Source organism: Synechococcus sp. R55.8, from assembly GCF_047461895.1.
Classification (GTDB): domain Bacteria; phylum Cyanobacteriota; class Cyanobacteriia; order Thermostichales; family Thermostichaceae; genus Thermostichus.
Map to the genome: position 1 here is coordinate 1 of NZ_JANSIB010000169.1, position 2,001 is coordinate 2,001.

Below are 2,001 nucleotides of genomic sequence, written 5' to 3' on the forward strand. Positions count from 1 at the left end.
CGCCAGCCGGTGCCGAAGGCGCGATCGGTAATGCGTAGCCCAGGGGGAGCTTGGTGTCGCTTGAACTCGGCATTCTGAACCAGCCGCAGCACGTGCTGCACCGTGTCGGGATCGAACCCTTGAGCCACCAACTCCGGGCTGGATTGATGCTGCTCGATGTGCCGCTGCAGGATCTTGTCCAGCAAATCGTAGGGGGGCAAGCTGTCGCTATCTTGTTGGCCGGGTCGCAATTCCGCTGAGGGGGGCTTGGTCAGAGTAGCAAGCGGGATCCGCTCCTGCTGTCGGTTGATCCAGCGAGCCAAGCGGTACACCCAGGTCTTGGGCACATCGGAAATCACCGCCAGGCCGCCGGACATATCCCCGTAAATGGTGCAGTAGCCCACTGCTAGCTCTGATTTGTTGCCTGTGGTCAGCAGCAGCCGCCCGAACTTGTTGGAAAGGGCCATGAGGAGGGTGCCGCGAATGCGAGATTGCAGGTTTTCTTCCGTGATGTCTGGGGGGAGGCCGGCAAAGGGCTCTGCCAAAAGCTGGTGGTAGCTCTCCATGATGGACTGAATCGGCAGCTTCAGGGTCGGGATCCCCAGGTTTTGCGCCAGTTGGTAGGCGTCGGTCAGGCTGCCAGGGCTGGAATAGGGAGAGGGCATGAGCACCCCCAGCACCCGCTCCGGCCCCAAGGCATCGGCAGCGATCACAGCAGTGACGGCAGAGTCGATCCCCCCCGACAGGCCCAATAGCACCTCGCGAAAGCCACATTTGCTGACGTAATCGCGGGTGCCCAAAACCAACGCCTCGTACAGCTCAGCTTCCGGCTCGGTCGGCCAGCGGGATCCCGCGGTCGGTGGATTCTGGTCTGGGTTGGGAGACTGCGTCAACTCGTCCACATCCAGGATGAGGTGATCCGGCTGAAAGGCAGCCGCTTGGGCCACAACCCGACCCCGGCGATCTAGGGCACAACTGGCCCCATCGAAGATGAGATCGTCGTTGCCCCCCACTTGATTGACGTAGAGAATGGGCAGGGCGTGCTTGCGGGCCAGGGATCCCAGCATCTCCACCCGCAACTTCTGTTTGCCCAGGCTGAAGGGGGAGGCCGAGAGGTTAATCAGCAGGTCGGCACCGCAGCGGGCCATCTGTTCCACCGGATCCCAGTGGTAGCGACGGTGCTGCCAAAAATCGCGGTCGTTCCAAATGTCTTCACAAATGGTAAAGCCCAGGCGGCGGCCACGGTACTCGATGGGTTGGGGCTGGGATCCCGGCTCAAAATAGCGATCTTCGTCGAAGACATCGTAGGTGGGCAAGAGCGACTTCTGGAACCAATGGCGGATCTGGCCCCCCTCCAGCCAGGCAGCAGCATTGTAAAGGGGCCGACCCTCAGGCAGAGGATTGGGCTGCACGGATCCCACGACCACCGGAATGCTGGCCTGTAGCCGACTGGCCAAGTGCTGCAAAACTTGGTTCGCTCTCTCGATCAGGGCCGGGTAGAGCAACAAATCGCGAGGTGGATACCCCAGCAACGCCAGCTCCGAGGTGATGGCCAACTCTGCTCCCGCCGCCGCCACTGCCTCGACTGCCGAACGGATGCGCTCGGCATTTCCGCTTAGATCGCCGACGATGTAGTTCAGTTGCAACAGCGCTACCTTCACCCTGCCCCCCATATGGTAAATCTCACCATAAGTGGCCCAAACCGAATCGTCAACAAGATTCTGCTGCGGGCAAGCAAAGAATAAACGTGGTTTGGTGGGCAGTGCTTTCCACCTGCAAAGAGCCGCCCAAGTGGTTGGCAATGGCTTGGGCCAGAGCCAATCCCAAGCCTGTTCCCCCCTGCTGCCAGGGATCCGAGTGGGGGATGCGATAAAACTGCTCGAAAATGCGTTCTTGTTCTTCGAGGGGAATGGTGGTGCCCGTGTTGGTCAAGCGCAGCTCCCAGCGGTCGGAACCTAAAGCAACAGCCTCTAGGTCGTGTTGATCTTATGTTAGGATAGAGAGAATAATTTATAGAGGAAA

1 protein-coding gene and 1 pseudogene are annotated in these 2,001 nt (G+C 60.0%); both read right to left on the reverse strand.

The window, feature by feature from the left end:
• Nucleotides 1–1,640, reverse strand: a 1,640-nt coding sequence (locus NW829_RS12155) for an NAD+ synthase (protein WP_414417188.1), incomplete at its 3' end; no start/stop codon positions are given.
• A 49-nt stretch (nt 1,641–1,689) separates the two neighbouring features.
• Nucleotides 1,690–1,920 (reverse strand): annotated as a pseudogene (locus NW829_RS12160) (ATP-binding protein); the annotation flags it as partial.
• Between the last annotated feature and the right edge of the window lie 81 nt (nt 1,921–2,001).